At 53.9% G+C, this 21,334-nt stretch carries 14 protein-coding genes; 9 read left to right on the top strand and 5 right to left on the bottom strand.

Annotated elements, in window-relative coordinates; genetic code table 11:
* The first annotated feature begins 177 nt into the window (after positions 1 to 177).
* Together pheT and R3C20_10000 are read left to right on the top strand one after the other, a co-directional pair.
* Positions 178 to 2,211: a phenylalanine--tRNA ligase subunit beta gene (gene pheT / locus R3C20_10005; protein ID MEZ6040830.1), complete on the top strand. Its 2,034-nt coding sequence runs from the start codon at positions 178 to 180 to the stop codon at positions 2,209 to 2,211.
* Positions 2,212 to 2,305: 94 nt separating this feature from the next.
* Positions 2,306 to 2,683: an aspartate 1-decarboxylase gene (locus R3C20_10000; protein ID MEZ6040829.1), complete on the top strand. Its 378-nt coding sequence runs from the start codon at positions 2,306 to 2,308 to the stop codon at positions 2,681 to 2,683.
* 159 nt (positions 2,684 to 2,842) lie between these two features.
* Here R3C20_10000 and R3C20_09995 read toward each other — a convergent pair whose 3' ends face one another.
* The 3 genes from R3C20_09995 to R3C20_09985 form a co-directional block, all read right to left on the bottom strand.
* Positions 2,843 to 4,189: a PQQ-binding-like beta-propeller repeat protein gene (locus R3C20_09995; protein ID MEZ6040828.1), complete on the bottom strand. Its 1,347-nt coding sequence runs from the start codon at positions 4,187 to 4,189 to the stop codon at positions 2,843 to 2,845.
* A 289-nt stretch (positions 4,190 to 4,478) separates the two neighbouring features.
* The gene (locus R3C20_09990; protein MEZ6040827.1) at positions 4,479 to 5,600 is read right to left on the bottom strand and encodes a tetratricopeptide repeat protein; all 1,122 of its coding nucleotides are present in this window, start codon (positions 5,598 to 5,600) and stop codon (positions 4,479 to 4,481) included.
* A gap of 186 nt (positions 5,601 to 5,786) precedes the next feature.
* Positions 5,787 to 7,976: a hypothetical protein gene (locus R3C20_09985; GenBank protein ID MEZ6040826.1), complete on the bottom strand. Its 2,190-nt coding sequence runs from the start codon at positions 7,974 to 7,976 to the stop codon at positions 5,787 to 5,789.
* Between the two features lie 113 nt (positions 7,977 to 8,089).
* Between R3C20_09985 and R3C20_09980 the strand changes: the two genes are divergently transcribed.
* The 4 genes from R3C20_09980 (at position 8,090) to R3C20_09965 (ending at position 12,106) form a co-directional block, all read left to right on the top strand.
* Entirely contained in the window at positions 8,090 to 8,362 is a 273-nt protein-coding gene (locus R3C20_09980) for a hypothetical protein (GenBank protein ID MEZ6040825.1), read from the top strand.
* Positions 8,363 to 8,366: 4 nt separating this feature from the next.
* Positions 8,367 to 8,942 (top strand): Maf family protein, encoded by a 576-nt coding sequence (locus R3C20_09975; GenBank protein MEZ6040824.1) that lies wholly within the window; start codon positions 8,367 to 8,369, stop codon positions 8,940 to 8,942.
* 168 nt (positions 8,943 to 9,110) lie between these two features.
* Positions 9,111 to 10,793: a glutamine--tRNA ligase/YqeY domain fusion protein gene (locus tag R3C20_09970; GenBank protein MEZ6040823.1), complete on the top strand. Its 1,683-nt coding sequence runs from the start codon at positions 9,111 to 9,113 to the stop codon at positions 10,791 to 10,793.
* A 110-nt stretch (positions 10,794 to 10,903) separates the two neighbouring features.
* Positions 10,904 to 12,106 carry a metallophosphoesterase gene (locus R3C20_09965; protein ID MEZ6040822.1) on the top strand — a complete coding sequence of 401 codons (1,203 nt, stop codon included), beginning with the start codon at positions 10,904 to 10,906 and terminating at the stop codon, positions 12,104 to 12,106.
* A 40-nt stretch (positions 12,107 to 12,146) separates the two neighbouring features.
* Here R3C20_09965 and R3C20_09960 read toward each other — a convergent pair whose 3' ends face one another.
* Positions 12,147 to 14,498, bottom strand: coding sequence for a cadherin repeat domain-containing protein (locus R3C20_09960; protein MEZ6040821.1), 2,352 nt, complete (start codon positions 14,496 to 14,498; stop codon positions 12,147 to 12,149).
* 460 nt (positions 14,499 to 14,958) lie between these two features.
* Positions 14,959 to 16,116 carry a DUF2891 domain-containing protein gene (locus R3C20_09955; protein ID MEZ6040820.1) on the bottom strand — a complete coding sequence of 386 codons (1,158 nt, stop codon included), beginning with the start codon at positions 16,114 to 16,116 and terminating at the stop codon, positions 14,959 to 14,961.
* Positions 16,117 to 16,569: 453 nt separating this feature from the next.
* On the opposite strand from R3C20_09955, the gene R3C20_09950 reads away from it, so the two are divergent.
* From R3C20_09950 to R3C20_09940, 3 genes are all read left to right on the top strand, one after another.
* On the top strand, positions 16,570 to 18,429 hold the full coding sequence (locus tag R3C20_09950; protein ID MEZ6040819.1) for a sulfatase-like hydrolase/transferase: 1,860 nt from the start codon (positions 16,570 to 16,572) through the stop codon (positions 18,427 to 18,429).
* Positions 18,430 to 18,737: 308 nt separating this feature from the next.
* Positions 18,738 to 20,216 carry a circularly permuted type 2 ATP-grasp protein gene (locus tag R3C20_09945; GenBank protein ID MEZ6040818.1) on the top strand — a complete coding sequence of 493 codons (1,479 nt, stop codon included), beginning with the start codon at positions 18,738 to 18,740 and terminating at the stop codon, positions 20,214 to 20,216.
* A gap of 50 nt (positions 20,217 to 20,266) precedes the next feature.
* Positions 20,267 to 21,280 (top strand): alpha-E domain-containing protein, encoded by a 1,014-nt coding sequence (locus R3C20_09940; protein ID MEZ6040817.1) that lies wholly within the window; start codon positions 20,267 to 20,269, stop codon positions 21,278 to 21,280.
* The last annotated feature ends 54 nt before the right edge of the window (positions 21,281 to 21,334 follow it).

The following is a 21,334-nucleotide window of genomic DNA, read 5'->3' as shown; positions in this document are numbered from 1 at the left end:
TTCCCGAGGGAAATTCATACGGAAAACCCGACTAACCGAGCAGCGGAATTCTGTTTCCAACGTCCGAACGTGGTTCCTCTGCGCGGCAGGTTTCGCTAGACTTCCCCGCTTCAAATTGTGCGGTTTTGCCGCATCACATCCCAATTCCTGCTACATTTTTCCGAATCGCGTGCAGCCATGATCGTTAGCCAGGACTGGCTCAATCAGTATGTGGAGCTATCAAAGGCTGGAATCTCTGTCGAGCAACTGACGGACCGACTGACGATGTCGGGCTTAAACCTCGAAGAATTTCATCCGGTCGGAAACGACGTGGCGATTGACGTGGAAGTGACCAGCAATCGGCCGGATTGCCTTGGGCACATCGGTGTTGCACGCGAAGCCGCCGTGCTGTTTGATCTTCCGCTGAACATCCCTGCAGCGGAACCCTCCGCCTCCGGAAAAGCAGCTTACAGCGATTTCAGGCTTTCTATTGAATGTCCGGATTTGTGTCCGGAATACCACGCTCGACTCATTCGCGGTGTCCGCATCGGTCCCAGTCCGGCATGGCTGGTGGATCGCTTGTCTGCCATCGGGGTCAATTCCGTCAACAATGTCGTGGATGTGACTAACTATGTCATGATGGAATGCGGTCAGCCGCTGCATGCCTTCGATTTCGACAAACTGAAAGACAAGACCATCGTTGTTCGTCGAGCAAAGGCTGGGGAAAAGATAACAGCCATCGATCAGAAACAATACGCGTTGAGCGAAGAGATGTGTGTCATTGCCGATGCAGAGATGCCTGTGGCCGTTGCGGGAGTGATGGGCGGTCTGGATACTGAAATCAGCGATTCGACTGTCAACGTGCTGATCGAAACGGCAAGTTTTGCTTCGTTGTCCGTGAGATCGACGGCTCGTTCACTGAAGCTTCACAGTCCCTCGTCCTATCGATTCGAACGCAAAGTCGATCGCCGCAATCTGGATTGGGCGTCGAGACGTTGCTGCGAGTTGATCCTGCAGATTGCGGGCGGCGAACTGGCTGAAGGTTCCGTTGTTGCCGGCGAGGGGCCTCCGGCCGATGCACAACCAGTGACACTTCGATTTTCGAAGGTGACAGAATTGCTGGGAATTGTCATCACACCGAATGAATGTGTGTCGATTCTTTCCCGTCTGGGACTGGAACTGGTTTCCGACAATGAAACGTCCGCGGCATTCAAACCTCCAAGCTGGCGACAGGACCTTACTCGCGAATGTGATTTGATCGAAGAGGTCGCCCGGATCCATGGATATGACCAGATCCCGACCGATGCCACTCTTCCCGTTGTGGCCACGTGTCGAACGACGCGGGAGAGAGTCCTGGACGGCATTCGAAGTCACTTCGCATCCTGCGGAATGTACGAAGCATTGACGCTGTCGTTTGTCAGTGAAGACCAGCGTCAATTGTTCAAACCACGCGGCACGATGGAAGCGGTCGCCGTTTCACATTCAAGCCGCAGTCATGAAAACCAACTGCGGCAGAGTCTGATTCCCAGTTTGCTGCAATGCCGACGTCAGAATGAACGGCACGGTACGGTGAATGCTGAATTGTTTGAGATCGCGAAAGTCTACCTTTCTGCCGGACAGGGTGAGCCCGAAAGACAGGCTGAGCCAACCATGGTTAGTTTCGTCTCAGGACGATCCTTCGCAGCTGGAAAAGGCCTGGTGGAAACACTCGTGGCCAGGCTGGCCCCGAACGCTGTCCTCACGACAGAACCATGCGAAGCACCGGAATTCGCGGCCGGGCGCGGGGCGGCGTTCAGGCTGAACGGGCAGGCGTTTGGATGGATTGGAGAGCTGGATCGGCAGGTGACAGATGCTGTGGATCTGGAAGATGCCGTGACGATCGCGGAATTGGATGTGCATCTCCTGGAAGACACATTCGAACTGCATCGCCTTTACACACCAATCCCCCGTTTTCCTGTCATCTCACGCGATTTGAATTTCGTTGTCTCAGAATCAATCACCTGGTCAAAGCTTGTCACCACCGTGACTTCAGCGGGAGGGAGCCTTTTGAAATCCGTCGATTTCAACGGCCAATACCGTGGCAAGCAAATCGAAACCGGCTGCAAATCCTATGTTGTGACCTGCCGCTTTCTTGCTGAAGACCGGACATTGACGGCCGATGAAGTGGACTTGAGCGTCAATGCCATCATCGCCGCATGTGCCTCGGAACTTTCAGCGAAGCTTCGTGCCTGAGTCGCTGCGACGCTGCAGCCTCCGGAAAACTGCGTTCTGTCATTCCAGTATCAACATTCTCGTCAAATTCCGACGGCACTAAAACGAGTTCGCAATGGAACGTAAACTGCTGAAATCCAAAATCCATCGCGCGACGGTGACAGATGCGAATCTGGAATACGAAGGCAGCGTCACAATTGACCCGCTTCTGATGGAAGCGACCGACATCGTCGAATGGGAGCAGGTTGATGTTTACGACATCACCAACGGTAGCCGGCTGACAACCTACGCAATCAGCGGAGAACGAGGGTCGGGAGTCATCTGTTTGAACGGGGCAGCAGCCAGACTGGTTCAGGTCGGCGACCTGGTCATCATTTGCAGTTACGCCACCTACACCGAAGTCGAGCGGGCTGTTCACACACCCAGAATTGCCCTGGTAAACAGCAGGAATCAAATTCCCCGGAAACGCAAGGCCGGCAAAGAGCGATCGTGAGTCCCGCCCAGTTGTAAGTCGGAGTGCCAACTGCGAAAGAATTCGCAACCCTGCTGTGCGCGAGTGGGACGTGAATGCGTCAGGGCATCGCGAATGCTGCTGCCGCGTCTTCCGATGCGAAGGGTGTCCGGCAACTGCGGACGATTGCTTCCTCGGAACCTACTGGTTTTCTGTGCCAGTTTCAGATTCGGCAGGGTCCTTTTCAGGAATCGCAGGCATAACTGGCTGGCGGTCCGGGTTTTGATGATACCGAGCAAACCCGCTGCCGGATTCTGCGAAACAAATGATCGAACCGGAAGCGGTCGACATGTAGATCCGGTCCGTCACACTGTTGCGAATCTTGTGGACATAGTCAGCGACGGGAATTCGGTCGATAAGTCGACCATCCTTCCGGTCAATCACTGTCAGGTGATCAGTAATGTCGATCGCATATACGCGATGTTCGGTGACCGCTGCCACTGAGCGGATTGAAGGAACAAACCAGTCTTTGCTTCCGGTACGATGGGGTAATCCCTGCTTCAGCGACATGGAAGTCATTCCGCCACCATCCGTGATGACGTAAATATCATCGCCAAAGCACAACAGCGGCTGAGTGATCGCTTCGCCCATCGGATACGTCCATTTAATCTCCGCCCCTTTGGCAAGACGAATGCAGAACAAGCGGTTGTCAGCCGTTGCTGCCAGCAGCATCTCCTCATTGTCACGTGTGACGTGAAACAGGGGCGCGGACACGGCACTTCGCATGAGCAGTTCGTACAAGGATTTTCCTGCATTATCCAGGGCATGGATATTTCCAGCCTCCGTACACAGAGAAATCTGATCACTGGCAACCACCGGGCTGAAGCGAGAAAGTTCGCCCGACACAAAACGCCATGCAGTCGCCCGAACGACCCCAGGTGGAAGTTTTCCGTATCGCTCCAGATGTGACAGAGTCTGGATGGAAAATGCACCCATGGAACCATCGATCATTGGTACGAAGAATGACGAAGCATCGATTCCGGGTGAGGTCACCGGCTGGTTCGGGAGTCGATACTTGAAGAGTTCGTCTCCCGTGAACTTATTCACACCAAACGCATACAACCCCGCGATGACGACTGCCGTATCCTTATTGGATGCCACTCCCATAGAGTGGGCATCATTCAGTCCGAGCTGGTTGGACCACATCTTCCGGCCGTTTTCCGCATTGAATGCGGTCAGCACACCGGCTGAGGATTGAACATACACCAGCTCTTCATCATTGGAGAAATGCTGAACCTGGTCTCGGTTGATGTTCAGAACGGCCTGTGCGTTCCATCGGATCTCAAGCCCCGCTTCGGAGAGACGCTGCGGCGTGGGTTCGCTACCAGTTGCCAGGGATGGCAATAATGTGCAAACGAAAACCAGAGCGACATATCGAATTCGTTGAGGCATGATCATTGGTTCCACACCGATCGGGAGATTCAGTCGTGAGGCGGCGAATTCAATGTACGGATGCACGCAGGACTGACCGCCGTACACACTTTTCATCACAGAGTACCGTTCCGAGGCGAAAATCGCCATTTTCACTGCATCGACTATCCTAACGCGCAGGCAAAAGGGAACTCTAGAGGCGATCGGCTCGAAAACAGCAAGAAGTGAGAATCAGCCAATTCTGGTGTCAGCTTCGGTATATCCCGCGGCCAAAAACCCGCATTCTGGGGTCGACCGGCAGGATTCGGGGCTCCATGCAAATCGACAGAGACTCCGTGAATACCCCCGATTCCCACCGGGACGGTGAGTTTTGCAATGCAGGACAGCCTGTTATCGCTGCACAGATCTATCGAGACCGCCAGACGGGAGGAGACTGATTGGCAGTCGTGCCGGTCCCATAGCCGGGGACGCCAGCACCAGTCGGACCGTTCCAACTGGGCGTACCCGTTACAGGAGCGTATGCAGCCGATTGCCCTGTCTGCGGGAGAACCCGACTTGAACTTGCCGAGGAGACCGGCACCGACGACGGCCCTGCGGGCGGTGCCGTCGAATTGCTCCAAGACGTCGTCTGGATCGGATGCTGAACGACCCGAGCAGAAGCAATCGATGGCGTTTCCACACTCTGCTGCAGCAGGCTTGCGGAGGAACCGCCAGCCGGTTGAGTTGCCTGTTGCCTGGCAATCATCGAATCACCGGAGTGGCCCGGAGCGATCTTACTCGCCGGAACCCCAAGTTCTGCCAGCGCGGTGGTTGCTGCCAGCTTTGTGCGGTCGTCCGGATGACTGCCGAGTGCACGCTGGTACCAGGCAACGGCTTCGGGAATCTTTCCGGCTTCGCCAAGAATGTATCCAATGTTGTACATGGCCGCGGATTCGCCGACGGCAAAAGTCAGTGAACTCATCGCCAGATCCAGCTCTCCTGCATGCACGCAGGCGATACCCAGATCGTAAGCCGCCATTTGTTCTTTCGGATGGGCCTCAACAGCCGCCTGAAGTACGCGGATCGCTGAACTCCAGTCCTGCCGCTGTGCGTACATCTGTCCCAATTGACGCTGAACTTCCAGATTGTTCGGATGCTGCTCGTTCAGTCGGTTCAGCATTTCCTCTGCCTGAGTAACTCGCCCTGTTTCCAGTTCAATCCGGATGAGGCCCAGTTCGGCTTCCATACAGTCAGGATTGTTTGCGAGTATATCCTGGTAACGTTGTCTGGCCTCAGGAAGGTTGCCATTGTCTGCCATGTAAGCGGCGAACGCCAGGTTTGTACCTTCCGGATCTTTCTTGAGCAGCTTTTTCGATGCTTTGAACTCGCTGCTTACCGTGTGCTCTTCGCCGTTAACAAGCTGTGTTTCGCTTTTGGAATGAAACGGATTCATCCGGCTGACCCAGGATCCCCGGGTTCCAGTGCTGCTGCAACCTGAAGCAAGTGAGAAGCCAGCGGCCAGCAGCAAAACATTCGATAATTTTTTCATCACGCACCTCCGTGTGCTGCTTCACGAAACAATCGCACAGCGATAGTTAAAGTTGCGAGGGCAAAACGCCCCGGATTCTGGTCACATCGACTTTTTCAGGAATTTCACTGTAGTTCAGTCCGTCGATGTACGACGCGATTCCCGTGTTCCAGGAGCCGTCAGTTCTTGTCCGGCAGAATCTGCCGTTCATGGGGCCTGATCGACCTTTCGCCATGCAGCATCTTTCGACTCGCGGTTCTTTGCGTCTTCAGGCTTCGTTGACGGCACTTGACGCAACGGAACGCCACTTTTCACGGGCTGAGCATCCAGCTTCGGCGATTCCGGGGATGGCAGAATGTTGATCTGCAGCTGAAGCTGCACTCGAAACCAGCCATCTTCCTCTTCGGTCGCCTCAGACTGACTCACGGAAATCATTGCTGGTTGAGGCGACTGTTTCGTTGTCTCAACCACCGCCCCTTCCAGCTTCGGTCCATCCAGTTCCCTCGTCATTGATGGCAGACGAACAGGAATTCGGCCCGATGGTGAAAGCGAAACAGGGACTGCCGGAGTCGCCAAAGGAATCTGCAACACACGGTCACCGGTTATCACATCGTCACCAGTCATCACGCGGTCACCAGTCATCACGCGGTCACCCGTCGATTCCATTTGGCCTACTGCCGAAGGAATCTCAACTGTGGTTTCGTCTGATGCCAGTGCCCCCACCTGACGGCCCGCTCCGATCATGTCATCGGGAACCGGCTCGGGGAGTGGTTCCGTTGACTCTGCGATCGGAATTTCCAAAGGAATTAAGTCGGTCGACGTTTCCACTGGCGGCACAGATCCCGTCGGTGCTTCCTCAGGCTGCTCAATCTGCCCCGGCAGCTCAGACTTCTCGCGGGACTCTGGCTGTGGTGCAGTGGAAACCTCTCCTGTCGTCGGTTCGGATTCGACAGCAGGTGAATCCGCAGACTTGCCCACTGGAATCTTCAATGCGTCGGTCGCTTCAACATTCGCAGTTGGGATTTCAATCAGGTCGTCGGGAATGATTGCGGCGACGGATTCCTCGGCCGCACTTTCAGACGGATTTCTGGCCACGGTTTGTTCTTTCACCAGAGGAACCGTGGGCGGATCAGGTACCTTTGTGACAGGGACTTCCGCAGTCCGCATCTCCTGCGAATTGACGGTGGCCTTTGTTCCCGCACCAATCTCGCGAGACTGCGTAATTGTTCGCGTCCCTGCTGGTGCCTTCGCCATTTGTCCCGGTGCGGGCTGCGGTGCAACACGATCCAGATAGGTGCTCAATGCATTCACTGTATGGTAGAGCGGGGAACAACTGACATATTCATGGCGGTTGTTCATCAGGTCCTTGCAGGTGGCTTCAATTGCGCGACGCACCCACGGCTGCTTCAGTTCATCCTGAGGCAAAGCAATCATCAGGAACTCAAGCACATGACCAGCGCTGGCCATGCGTTTATCGAAATCTTCTTTGTACTCTCGTCCCCGGAAGAAGTTGGAGGACAGCGTGCCGTTTGGATTCTGCTGCAGTCGAGCTGTCTGGATGTAGCGTCGAATTTTTTGCTCTGCCTCCAGCCAGACACCTCGCAAAGGTCGACCGGTCCGCAGGTAAACATTTCTGGCATGCGCCAGAGCGAACAAGCCGTGGGTACCGCCGCAGGGCGATCCTTGAAGCGGCTTGTCGACCTGAAGCTTCACCATTCGCTCAATACTCCAGACTTCACCCTGAGCATTCCTCCATTGAGCATCGGGAGGCAGGTAGCGACTGAGAGCCCAGAGCGTCCAGGTAATCTCTTCTCGATCGTTCACCGTCTTCTGAGCATTCGTCAACATGTCACGCATCGTGATCGTGCCGGTCGCAGTCGTGAACTGGTAATCCAGAGGCAGTCCACTCATGGAAAGAATTGCCAGAAACTGGTTGATGTGTCCTTCGAAGGCATAGGGAACGCTGTACGGGTGAGCTCGGCCACCGAACTCTGTTCGTTCAAACCAGAATTCATTGCGAAACTGGGGCCCACTGGCAATCCAGTCGATGCCTGAGACCGTCTTTTCTTCGTGCGAAATGATGAAGTCCTGACGGAGGCCCAGAAGACCATGCATGATCTGCCAGGGGGTGTGCACGTTCGTGGACAACAGGCGTCTTCGCTGAGATTCCCTCGTGTCGTACGCCAGTTGGATCAGAGGATCACTGGTTTCGATGGTCCGTGAAGACACGGTCCGCGTCTTGGTTTCCCGAAGAATAATTCGAGGTTCATCGACGCTGGAATTGAGTTCATTCGGGAATTGTTCGTCGGCAGGTAGTGATCCGCATAGGAAGGCCAAGCCTGCATAGAGGGCCATCATTCGACATGAATTCTGGATAACACCGCAACTCGACTGCATCAATTTGCTCCAGACTGGATGGTCCGAAGGTGAGATGAACGGGCAACAGGGCAAAATCGCTAAACGACAAATACTCGCCGGAGCATTGGTTATTTCGCAGTGAATGGCCCACCGTGACAGTCAACAGACTGCCCCTGGTAGTTTTCGTCATCAGCGTGCAATGGCTTGACGGCATCGCTTCTGGCAAAGACGGAATTGTTCGCACAAACGGACTGCACGATTCATCCGGAAGACTGGATAAGATGCGCAGCCCTTCGTTTGGTGCAAACCAGGGATTTGTTAGAGTGAGTTTAAGCCACTGGATGGGGCGTTATTTGCCGATCATGCGAGCGGCTGATCGTTTGCTGCCGCAGTTCATCCCGACAGATCCACACGACCAAAACTGAACCTATGAAAATCATTCTTGCCAGCACTTCTGTCTACCGTCGCGAACTGCTTGGTCGGTTGGGGCTGGAATTCGAATGTCTTGCTCCCGAGGTCGACGAGAGCATGTTTTCAGAACTGCCCCTCGCACCAGCAGACCTTGCGTCTCGTTTGGCGCAGGAGAAAGCCCGAGCAGTGGCGGCGAATCGGCCGGAAGCCATTGTCATTGGCGCCGACCAGGTTGTTGACCTCGCTGGCAAAACGCTCGGAAAGCCCGGAGACCAGGAGAAGGCGCGGCAACAGCTTCGCATGCTGGCTGGAAAAACACATTGCCTCCATACGGCAGTGACTGTGTGGATGGCAGGGGCTGAATATTCGCTGATCAACGAAACAAGACTGCGGATGCGACCGCTCGACGACGGCGAGATTTATCGCTACGTAACACTTGACGATCCCATTCACTGTGCGGGCAGCTACATGGTGGAGCGTGCCGGGATCAGTCTCTTTGATGAGGTTGAAACGTCAGATTTCACCGCAATTACCGGTCTCCCGCTGCTGGGATTATCGGGAGTCCTTCGGTCCCTGGGGGTCGCCATTCCCTGAACACAATGCATTTGCCATGTGTCCCCTTGAGAAAGGCAAAACTCGGCAGGCATCTGCACTTTCCGATGTGCGGACAGAAAACTACTGTTCACGCGAGATGACGCGGAAACCGTTGGCCTTGCCGCAAACGCGTCTGAATTCACCATTTCGCCAGGTTGGCCTGAAGTTATGAATACCCCATCAGAACATCGCGACTTCGTCCGTCAGATCATCGAAGAAGACAATGCTACCGGAAAATGGGGCGGGCGGGTCCAGACTCGGTTTCCGCCGGAACCGAATGGGTACCTGCACATCGGCCACGCGAAGTCTATCTGCCTGAACTTTGGCATAGCCAAAGAGTACGGCGGGAAGTGCAACCTGCGTTTCGACGATACCAACCCGGAAAAAGAGGACACAGAGTACGTCGATTCCATCATGGAAGACGTGCGCTGGCTGGGATTCGACTGGGATGATCGCCTGTTCTACGCATCAGACTACTTTGAACAGCTCTACGAATGGGCAGAGCAACTGATTCGTGACGGCAAAGCCTACGTCTGCTCGCTGCCACTTGAGGAAATCCGCGCGGGCAGAGGAACGCCAACAGAACCCGGTGTGCACAGCCCGTATCGTTCCCGGACTCCCGAAGAGAATCTGGACTTGTTTCGTCGAATGCGAGCTGGCGAATTTGCTGAAGGTACTCATGTGCTTCGCGCCAAAATTGACATGGCGCATCCTCACATGCTGCTGCGTGATCCCATCATGTACCGAATTCGATTTGCCGAACACCATCGCACTGGTGATAAGTGGTGCATCTACCCGACCTACGACTACACACACGGTCAGTCGGATTCGCTCGAAAAGATCACCCACTCTATTTGTACGCTGGAATTCGAGAACCACCGACCACTGTACGACTGGTACTGCGATGCTTTGGCGATTCATCATCCGCAGCAGATTGAGTTTAATCGCCTGAACCTCACGTATACCGTCATGAGCAAACGGAGACTGCTGCAACTCGTTCAGGACAATGCCGTCAGTGGCTGGGACGATCCACGAATGCCAACTCTGTGCGGCCTCCGGCGTCGGGGATACACCCCCGAAGCCATTCGAGCGTTCTGCGCTCATGTGGGTGTCACCAAGCACAATGCAACCATGGACATGGTCGTGCTGGAGAACCATTTGCGCGAAGATCTGAATCGTCGTGCAGAACGTCGTATGGCGGTGCTGAACCCCCTGAAGGTTGTCATCACAAATTACCCGGAAGGTGAAAGTGACGAACTGAATGCCATCAATAACCCGGAGGATGCCGCCGCCGGAACACGGGTTGTTCCGTTCAGCCGGGAGTTATACATCGAACGCGAGGATTTCCTGGAGGATCCACCGAAGAAGTTCTTCCGGCTTGGCCCTGGCCGTGAAGTGCGTTTGCGATGGGCCTATTTCATCACCTGCACTGATGTGATCAAAGATGCGAGTGGGGAAATTACGGAGATCCACTGTACCTATGATCCGGAAACACGCGGTGGTGATGCTCCGGATGGCCGCAAGGTAAAAGCGACACTGCACTGGGTTTCGGCAAAACACGCAATCCCTGCAGAAGTCCGGATGTATGATCACCTGTTTCTTCGCGAAGATCCGGATGAAGTCGACGACGAATCACTGGACTGGCGTTCGAACCTGAATCCTGAATCGCTCCGCGTCAACACAGCAGCAATGCTGGAGCCGGCATTGGCAAACGCGTCTGTTGGTGATCAGTTCCAGTTCGAACGTCTGGGATACTTCTGCGTCGACAGAGATTCTGCACCAGAGGCTCTGGTATTTAATCGAACGGTTACACTGAAAGATGCCTGGGCAAAGCAACAGGCTCGATCCTGAATTCCCTCCTGATTCCGTAAGCTTCTCTATGACGCATCCACGGATATCGGCGGCCCCCTTCGAATGATGTCGATCCGGAAGCCTGCAACAAAGATGCTGATCGCCGTTTCATGACAATACTGACAGGATGTTTATTGTTGCTGGCCAGCATCGCCGGGCACACTGAATACTGGGTGATGCTGGTCAATCGAACGCATTCTTTGGGGATCAGCTACCTGATCCTGAAAGCCTTTCGCAAACTGCATGACCTTGCTGTAGTGCTGTTCGCTGCATTCGTCATCTGGAAGCTGGGAGTGTGCCCGAATGGACTGCTAACAGGTGGCACATTCGCCGGCCAGCCACGGTGGGCTCAGAATCTTCTTCTGTTCACCATCCCGGGCACAATACCGCTGATCGTTGGCATCCTGCGATGGCATCTTGTCATGAAGCGGGATTTCCATCGGACCGACAGCAGCAGAACGTACGATGTTTCCGCCCCTGCGGTGACACCATCAGCGGGTAACAACGTGAAGGGAACGCGGATGCACTTATCGCGTCTTTTCCCGTTAAATGAAATCTATCATCTGCAGATCAATGAAAAATCGGTTCATCTTTCGGGAGAAGTCGGGAGCAGCTCTGAATTTCGTCAGGAAGTGAAAAACACGTCACCGATCCGGATCGTTCATTTTTCCGACCTGCATTTCGTGGGCTGTCCGGGAGAAGGGTACTACCAATGGCTTTTTGATCGAGCCATGGAAATGAAACCGGACGTCTTTGCTTTCACCGGCGATCTGATCGATGATCCCACACTTCTGCCATTAGCTTGCAGGCTACTCAAGCCCCTCACAGAAATCGCACCGTGTTTCTTCGTGCTGGGTAATCATGACTGGAGATTCGATTCATCCGAGATACGAAAGCAGGTCGAACAGACGGGCTGGATTGATGTCTCGGGAAATGCAATCACCCTGAAGCTGGCAGATCGAAACATTGTGATCTGCGGAACGGAACGGCCGTGGCTGGGGAAAGCTCCCCCAGTCGTGCACCAGCACACTGCGGATCTGAAACTCCTGTTGAGCCACGGGCCAGACCAGCTTCGATTCGCTCAGCGATCCGGATTCAACCTGATGCTTGCCGGACATACCCACGGCGGCCAGGTTGTGTTGCCGGTTATCGGACCTGTGTTTGCGCCCAGCTGGTATGGAGTGCGGTATGCCTCTGGCTTGTTCAGAATTGACACCCTGAATTTACATGTATCTCGCGGAGTTGGTGGGAAGGATCCCATGAGATGGCGCTGTCCGCCGGAACTAACCTGCCTGAATGTTTTCGTCGATTAACTTCGCAGCAACTCCAGCCGAAAGCAAAGATGCCTGCCGTTCAGGCTTTCGCTGCGTCCTGCGACGCAGGAACAGATTTGCAAGTCGATTTCTCTGAAGATTCATGACGTTTGGATATGGCGCTGGCAATCGTTGAGGGTTGAGAAACCTCGGAACTGACGGGCGTCTCGGGGTTTGACTCACTGCTGATCAGCGATTTCCAGCTGTTCTTCACTCTGGACTTCAGTTTCAAAATACGAAAGGTCAATTCCGCTGCAATAAACAACAGCGTCCCTGTCAGTGACCACACGAGCAACTGATTCGTCATGACCTGAGAGATGCGCCCGAACCAAACAGCAACTGCCACGAACAGCAGGCTGATCAGGATCGCTCGACGAACCAGCAAACGATTGCGGACCTTCCGGAATGAATGAGCTGCCAGCGCAAACTCGGTAGACTGCCGAGAAACATTTCGGAACGAGTTCATATCTTTCCGCAGAGACTCTACATCGACTGCTCGGCGACTACCTTTGCGTCGCTCCAACTCAGGCGGTCGTGACGGATCATTGTACTGGCGACGATCGTTCCCCCGCCGGTCGGTCTCTGCCGAGCCCTGCGGAGATTCCGAACCCAACGAAGCCTTCCCTCCCGGCTTCAAGAGCTTCTGCAGATACGCGGTCACTGAATCTTCGTGCGATTCCTGTTCAGCAGCAGCGGAATTCAACTTTGATGGATCGGTTTTGTGGGCAGCCTGCGTCAGGCTGAACAGCCCGGCAAGTTGGTCGCGGATATCCATTAAGTCCGAATCACTGGAAGAATGATCCGCCGAATCGTATTCGCGTTCTGAAGGGGGCACCACGAATTCAGCCGTTTCCATTTGCGTCTTCAGCAAATCGGGCTGATAGGAGTCTGCGTATGATGGCTCAGACCGGCTGGAGAACTGACCATCGTCAACCGATATCGGCATGCCCGGCTCATAATTGTGCTCTGCTTCGACCTGCTCTGCTTCGACCTTCTCGGCAAGGAGCGCACTCAACTCAGTGATTTGGAGTCTGAGCTCTCGAATCTGTGTGTCTTTCTCCAGCACAATCCGATTCGCTTCGATGTGATTTCGTTTCACCTCGTTCCGCAGCGATTCGACCTGCTCCCGGAATGCATTCACATCAGCGTCCGGATGAACGGGCTCCGATGGACGCGCTGCGTCCCAGTCGATCGATTTGATGGATCGTCTTCGCATCTTCTCCCAGAAAGCTATTGCAAAGATCGCCGTGATGGTTGCCACAAAGATGGCGAAGAATCGAGAGGTTCGTCTTGTTCCAGCGGGCCACGCACCGGGACCGATGGAGAGATTTCCATCAGGAATGGCTGCGGCAATTCCCTGAGACTGTACATTCTGAGGAGTCCATTCAACACGGACACTTCCAACCGAAAGGGCTCCGGATTTATCTTCCGCCTGCAGTAACAGAGTACAACCGTCGCCCGACGCTTTTGCCAGCAGAGAGGGATCGATAAGAATCAGATCGCCGCTGACAGGGTCCAGGTCGAAAGCCCCGTTGGTAGGATCGACAAGGAGGCGGTAGATCAGAATGTCATCGCAATCCGGATCAGTAGCCGCTATTCGGAATGCCTGATCTGTGCCTGGATGAAGTGTCCATGAGCCGGACTTCAGGTCTGGCGCCTCATTGATATCGACGAGGCGTATGATCACTTTTTCTGTTACGGAGAGACCGTGTTGGTCGCGAACCCGGACCAGACAATGAAATTCACTGCAACGCTCGAAATTCATGGCTGCGGGATCTTCCACAGTGATCTCCCCCGATTGCTCGTCGACAGCAAACGCATCTGATGGAGACTGAGAAAGCAGCTCGAACTGAAACTTCCCATCGGCATCCGGATCATCCACCCGGATCCTGCCTGCCGAATGACCATGAAAACAGTTCTCCGGAACCGTCAGTACATGACCAGCCAGCTTATGCGTTTCGTTGACATCGTCAGTAAAAAGCCACAATGTCACGTTCGCATGCACTCGTAGCTGCGGAACAAAGTCAGTGACGGAAGCTCCCGATTCCTCAATCGATTCCAGGAACTGCTGCTCCAGCGATCGTTCAACTTCGCTGACCGACTTTCGCTGCATTGCGACTTCAAGCCGCCGCATCGGGGCTGTTTCGAAGTCAAGAGCGTCAGAGTTCCTGACAGCGATCTTTCCAGTCTCCGAATCAATCTGAAAGACTCCGCCGTCATCACCACCAATGATTCTGAAACCAGTCAGTTCCTTCGTGGAAACTCCCGCAATCTCATCCGGCGGAAACCCGGGAAGTTCAGTTCCGATTTCGGCTGCCTCCGAGATATGGATTTCCAGACGTTTTGAATCTGAGTCGTCAGACTCACCATGAGCTTCGTCAGGTCGCGGCATCTCCTTCGCATGCCTGGTAGTCGCCAAAGCTATTTGGTCCTCCGCCAGGCATTGATGGCTCGTTGCACCGAACGCCAGAAGCACGAGGCCAGTCAGAACGCATTGGAAGGGGAGAATTCTCATCGGAGTCGACCATACAACACCTGGGAGTCAGGACTGGTTCTGACGAACCAACCCGTAATGCCTGAAAAACTCATCCGAAAACGTAGTTCACCCATGTGAAGAAATTCAAATTATGTTGAAAAACCACAACACCAGCGTCAGACGCTGATTCCGAGGAGACCAGAGGTGCGTCTGTGATGATTGTCAGGAATTCTTCCGGGAACAATTTCACGCCGCGCCGGGAAAAATCTCAACGCCAGAAGTGTCGCATCATGAATGGCAAACAATCGCCTGGGCATTTGAACCTGGGGAGATGCACCTGGAATTCAAAATCACACCGGCAATTGTCACATGAGCATTACCTGGTCAGATAATACACGGCAAACGTTGCCAGCCAGTGTTCACCTTCGTAGTGGCCGCTTGTCACGTAACTCAGTCCTGCATTGCCGTGCGCATGCGCGCTCTCCAGCAGGATTTCGCGGCGATCGTCATGCTCCGGCAGCGCCGCCGCAATTCCCTTCATTGTCCAGGCACGTGACAGATTGAGCCCGGCGAGATGCACCAGATGCCCGTCCGTCACATCAGTGACTTTGACCGGCGTCATCATTGGGCCCATCTTGTTTGTACGCAGATGGGGAAGAAACTGGTCTAACCATTCTGCAAACTTTTGCTTTGGCAAAACGCGCTGCATCAGATCTGCTTCATTGAAGCCGGAAGAAAAGAAATCGTGACCGGAGGGTTCGTAGTGGACCGGGTAATCCCGGTCCTGTCCGTAGAACGCCATCGCCTTCGCCTGAATCAATTCCGCAAACGGCAAATTCTTCACTGTGCGAGCGTAGTCCAGCTCCATCGCCAATGCGAAGCCAGTGTCGGGATGGATGCCTGTGCGGATTGGAAATGACAACTTTGGCAGATATTCGCTGGCCAGCTGAACAATGGTCCGTTCGAGTGGCTCCAGATTCTGGCGCCATCGCCGGGCATCTTCGTCCTGCCAGTCATGCAGTTCTGCCACAAGTTGAAGAGTCCATGCCCAACCGTACATCCGCTCGAAGCTCTTGTTTTCTTTGCCCGTAAAATATTCCGCCTCCGTCCTGAGTTTATCCTGTGTGAGTTGATCATTCAGCACCGCTCGAATGCGAGGTGCGATCGGAGCGTTGGGATAATTCCTGAGCAGACGTGCCAGCATCCAGTGTCCATGGACGGAAGAATGCCAGTCGAAGCATCCGTAGAAGACAGGATGCATTTGCTTCGGAGATTTTACGTCCGCCGCTGATGTCATGACGTTCGATGGCTTATTCGGGAATTCCTGCGGAATGCTTTTCAATGCCAGAGCGGCGAATGCAGCTACCTGCTCATCTGTGAGTTGATTTTTCGTGAACTGCAAATTCGCGTCGTCCGCTTTCAATGAATGCCCCCGAACGATGATGAACGACGCAGCCAGAATAATCCTGATGACCTGAAGCAGTGACTGTGACAAGACAGGGGTCCTCGCGGAAGTTGCACTCGAAATCAACATGCCGAAACATTCTGAAAATCACCGCACTCCATAATTTTGGAGTGCTCCGACTTGTCGGAGCTTTGGTTCTGAACCGTTTTGAACTTGTTGTCGGTCATGATTCTGTCGTTTTGGCCTCGTTGGTCGGAGCTGGAAAATCCAAAGCGGTGCCGAGTCACCGCACTCCATTATTTTGGAGTGCTCCGACTTGTCGGAGCTTTGGTTCTTAACCGTTCTGAAATTGTCGGTGGTCACTGCCGGCCTTCGTTGTGTTCGGCCGACAGATACAGACGGCTGGTGATCTCGACAGTGAGTTTCACTTGCGCCTGCCCCAATATATGACTTGCGATTCCGAAAGGGAATTGGGACATTCATTGTTCGGCCGTGAGCGTTATAGAAGGAGAACGCGCTGGCAGAATGAGAATGCACCAGCAGACTGCGTTTATCGTCCGACTGTAGAAGGGGCTGCGTTTCATGCGAAACATGTTAATCGCCGTTGTGTTGCTCACGAAGCTGTCTTTCACCGGCCTTGCGGATGAAATCCAGCGGCCCAATGTTCTGTTCATCGCTATTGATGACTTGCGGAATGAGCTGGGCTGCTACGGTGTCGAAGCCATTCAGTCGCCCCATATCGATGAGCTTGCCGCATCCGGCGTTGCATTTCGTCGGGCCTATTGTCAGCAGGCCGTCTGCAATCCTTCGCGAGTGTCGTTGATGACGGGGATGCGGCCGGATTCCACAAGAGTCTGGGACCTGATCACGGAGATGCGTTCTGTCATTCCGGATGCAGTAACAGTGCCACAGCACTTTCGATCTCATGGTTATCGAGCGGTGGCCTACGGCAAGATTTTTCACAATCCGTTTCCCGATGCCGCATCCTGGGACGAGCCAACACATAATCCACAGGGAGTGATCTCCTATTCAGAAGACAATCGTCTTCGGCTGGCAGAGTATCGGAAACAGATGAAGAAAGACGGGCGGCCACAATCAGTGATCGCGCGAATGCGTGGACCAGCGACTGAAGTTCAGCAACAGCCCGAAACCAAAAACTATGACGGCAAGCAAACTCGGGATGCCTTGGAGAAGATGACCGAACTGGCCCGCGGAGAAAAACCGTTCTTTCTGGCGGTCGGTTATATTCGTCCACATCTGCCGTTTATTGTTCCTCAGCCATACTGGGAGCTTTACAACCGCGATCAAATACCATTAGCAACCAACTCATTTCTTCCCCGGGATTCACCCGCTGTTGCATTCGGCAATCGTTCACTGGGAGGTTTCTATGAAATCCGCGCTTACATGGATTACGCCGATGCACCGTCGCCCTTTGAACGTCCGCTGAGCGTCCATCAGCAACGCGAGCTGAAACACGGTTACTACGCGTCCGTTTCCTTTATTGACGCTCAGGTGGGGCTACTCCTGCAACAACTGGAATCACTAGACCTTCACCAGAATACGATTGTTGTGCTTTGGGGTGATCATGGCTGGAAGCTCGGCGAGCATGGCGCCTGGTGTAAGCAGACCAACTACGAAATCGATACTCGCGCACCGTTGATGATCCGGGCTCCCGGAGCAAAGGCAAATGGAACAATGTCGAATGCGCTCGTTGAATTTGTCGACATCTATCCAACTTTGTGTGAACTGGCCGCGTTGCCGGTTCCTGAATCGGTGGAAGGCACAAGCCTGGTACCAATTCTGAAGGGAGAATCCAGCAGCGTTAAGGAAGCTGCGTACAGCCAGTTCCCTCGCACTCATGAGGGTCGAGAATATATGGGGTATGCCATGCGAACGGATCGATACCGGTACATCGAATGGCAGGATCAGACAACCGGCAGTGTCACAGCTCAGGAACTCTACGACCATTCGAATGATCCGGACGAGAATCAGAATATTGCAGGACGCCCCGAGCATGAAGGCCTTCTGACATTGCTCAGCGAACAGATGTGGAAAGAACGACCACGGCCGCCGGTTCCGCATCCATTTGTAACGTTGCGGAACACTCGCACAGCAGCAGCCCGACGGTCAGCCGCCGATCTCCCGGCATTAGCATGGGTTCCCCATGAAGGAATGTCGCTTCCCGTGTCACGACCGGCCGGAATCCCGCAAGCAGTGACTTTCATCAACGCAGGTCGCGAAACGATTGAATTATTCTGGCGAAGTCAGAAGGACACCGAAGAGTCGTATGGCACCCTTGTGCCAGGCGATCGTAAAGTCATTCGCAGTCGTCCGGGTGCCGTCTGGGCCATACGAACTGAGCAGAATCAGCTTCTGGGACATTTTCTAGTTGAAGAGAGGCCGCAAAATGCCGCCAGGGCCATTATCCCGGAGAAGCGCTGAATCGAAATCCATGGTCACCTCCCAGGGGCCGATCCAGAAACACAAAGTCCACAGCCTGAGAACACCGGAGTAGAGATCCAGCCACGGTACGATGTTTGCTCCTCGAGGCTCGATGCGGAAAACAGGCAAACGTCACTCTTTCCTGAATGAATCGCTCTTTTCTGGAACAATGTGTTCTCTAAAACCCCGGTTAAACATTAATTCAAGATTGAGGGTTCCATTCTTTCCTCAATCCCATAGAACCAAAGGGATAGCAGTGCTGTAAAAACACTCAGCACTGCGTAAACCCTGAGCAGACCAAAATTCATATGCGCCAATTCACATTCGAAGACTACGACACCGAGGGGTTCTACGACGAGATTATCAGTGAAGCCGGCAGTCCCCGATCAGGGTCGGAGATTCTGGTGAGTCGAATCAACGATCTGCCGTTGAGTGAACTGAAGTTTCGTCAGGAAGCCATCGATCGGGCATTGCTGAGGATGGGGATTACCTTCACGGTCTACGGCGACGAACACGGCACTGAGAAAATCTTTCCGTTCGATATTATTCCCCGCGTGGTGCAGGCATTCGAATGGGCACACATCGAAGCTGGTCTGCGTCAGCGCATTAAAGCCCTGAATCTGTTCCTCGACGATATTTATCATTCTCAAAACATTGTGAACGAAGGCATAGTGCCGCGTTCAATGCTGGAGAAGGCAAAGTCTTTTCGTCCACAATGCATCGGGCTGAATCCCCCGAAAGGCATCTGGTGCCACATTACAGGCACCGACCTTGTCAGGCACAGCGACGGAGCCATCTACGTTCTTGAAGATAACCTTCGATGTCCCTCCGGGGTTTCGTATGTACTTCAGAATCGCTCCGTCATGAAGCGAAGCTTCCCCCACATTTTTGCAGATTCCAGAGTCCGGCCGGTCATCGACTATCCGTCCCGATTGTACAACACCCTTTCATGGCTGAGCCCGGAAGACACTCCCGATCCAACGATCGTCGTCCTGACGCCCGGAATCTATAATTCAGCCTACTACGAACATTCCTTCCTCGCTCAGCAGATGGGCGTCGAGTTGGTCGAGGGCCAGGATCTGGTGGTACACGACGACCGGGTCTTTATGCGGACCACAGAGGGGTTTCAGAGAGTCCATGTGATCTATCGGCGGATCGACGACGACTTCATGGACCCGGAAGCTTTCCGAAAAGATTCGATGCTCGGGGTCCCAGGCCTGATGAGAGCTTATCGTAAAGGCAACGTGGCCCTCGCGAATGCCCCGGGCACGGGTGTCGCCGATGATAAAGTCATCTACGCCTATGTGCCTGAGATGATTCGCTACTATCTTGGCGAAGAGCCCGTCCTTCCCAACGTGCCCACATACGTTTGCGAACGTGAAGACGATCGCAGGTACGTACTGGAACACCTGCCGGAACTTGTGGTGAAAGCCGCAAATGAAGCGGGAGGTTACGGAATGCTTGTTGGACCACATTCCACCGAAGCAGAGCAGCGTAAGTTTGCAGAACTGATCAAGGCCGATCCGCGAAACTATATTGCTCAGCCAACTCTGGCATTATCCCGGGTCCCAACACTCGTTGGTGATCATTTTGAAGGCCGACACGTCGACCTTCGCCCGTATATTCTTTACGGAGAATCTGTTTGGGTCCTGCCCGGAGGTCTGACCCGTGTCGCACTGAAAAAGGGATCGCTGGTGGTCAATTCATCTCAGGGAGGCGGCAGCAAAGACACGTGGGTGATCTCCGGGTATCACCACGAAAAATCTGATGTCGACGACGTTTTGTAAGACCGTGCAGCGCTGGTGAATCAATCAGAGAAACTACGGGGAATCAGGCAATGCTGAGTCGAGTGGCAAATTCAATCTACTGGATGTCGAGGTATGTTGAACGTGCAGAGAATATTGCAAGGTTTGTGGAAGTCACCGTTCAACTGGTTCTCGACCAGCCAGTTCAGGCCGGCGAACAATGGGAACCACTAATCCGTGCTACCGGCGATGACGAACAGTTCCTCGAAAAATACGGCGAATTCACGTCAGAGAATGTCCGACAGTTCCTCACCTTCGATCGCGAGTATTCGAACTCCGTCTTCACAGCGATCCGCAATGCACGGGAGAATGCACGTACGGTTCGCGAAGCAATCTCATCTGAAGCGTGGGAACAGCTCAACGACTTCTACCACCTGGTCAAGCGTGCCGCGGAATCAGGCGTCAGTGCAGCAAACATCGAATTCTATGAACAGGTGCGGGAACAATCCCATCTGTTCACCGGAATCCTGGAAGGTACGATGTCGCGCGGTAGTGGATGGCATTTTGCAAATCTGGGTCGCGTTCTCGAACGAGCCGATAAGTCCAGCCGCATCCTTGACGTCAAGTATTTTACTCTGCTGCGAAGCATCCAGGATATCAATACAACTCTGGATGACCTGATGTGGTCAGCAGTGCTGCGATCGGTAAGCGGCTTCGAGATGTTTCGAAAGCGATACCATGCATTGACTGTGCATCGGGTGGTTGAGTTTCTGTTGCTCGATACCCGCTTTCCAAGAGCAGTGTTGTTTTGCATTAAGCAGATTCGAAATTCCCTGGAGGAAATTCCCGGGCCGGAACTGCCTGATGGAAATCCGGCTCTGCGGTTAACGCAGGGGCTGATCAGCCAGCTGACCGAAACATCCGCCGAATCAATTATCAATGGCGGCACCCACGAGTTTATCGACGATCTGCAGACGAAATTGAATGCAATTGGTGAAGCCATTCACAATACTTACTTTGCATTCCGCTGCTTCCCTGATTCAGAAGAGTCATCTCCGTCACAGAACCAGGTGGCACAGTCACAGAGTCAGATCATCGGCGCGTAGTCAGCGACGACGGCTGACATCCGGTGCACTGCCAGGTCGCAGTGACGCTTCAAA

The sequence above is a fragment of the Planctomycetaceae bacterium genome, from assembly GCA_041398825.1.
In the GTDB taxonomy this organism is placed as follows: Bacteria; Planctomycetota; Planctomycetia; order Planctomycetales; family Planctomycetaceae; genus F1-80-MAGs062.
This window is presented reverse-complemented; position numbering and strand designations above follow the sequence as displayed.